This is a genomic window from Pseudomonas sp. AC463 (assembly GCF_979253585.1).
In genome coordinates this window covers 1-261 of the sequence record NZ_CEEDDZ010000767.1, presented here as the reverse complement: position 1 = coordinate 261, position 261 = coordinate 1, and the positions used below count along the sequence as shown (strand labels likewise).

The window sequence follows — 261 nt, the reverse complement described above, 5'->3', positions numbered from 1 at the left end:
CATCATCAGACCAGAAGGATTCGGCTGTGAACCCCTTGAGCCCCAAACAATCCGCGCAGATCGCAACGCATGTCTACACCGTCAAGGATGCCGTCATGTCATCCAAAGGTGGTGTGGAGGATGAAGCCGCCCGTCTCGGGCTGAGCAACTCATTCGACTTCTCCAATCTGCAAATGGCCAGTGGAACCAGCGGTGCCGTTTTCCGTACACGGACAGGCTTCGCCTATGCCGTACACGGCGTAGGGGGGCGGCAGGGAGAGA

At 58.2% G+C, this 261-nt stretch carries 1 protein-coding gene; it reads left to right on the top strand.

What is annotated here, in order from left to right:
* Positions 1-26 precede the first annotated feature (26 nt).
* A partial coding sequence (locus AC0IYH_RS32300; protein WP_471838405.1) for a hypothetical protein occupies positions 27-261 on the top strand: 235 nt, incomplete at its 3' end.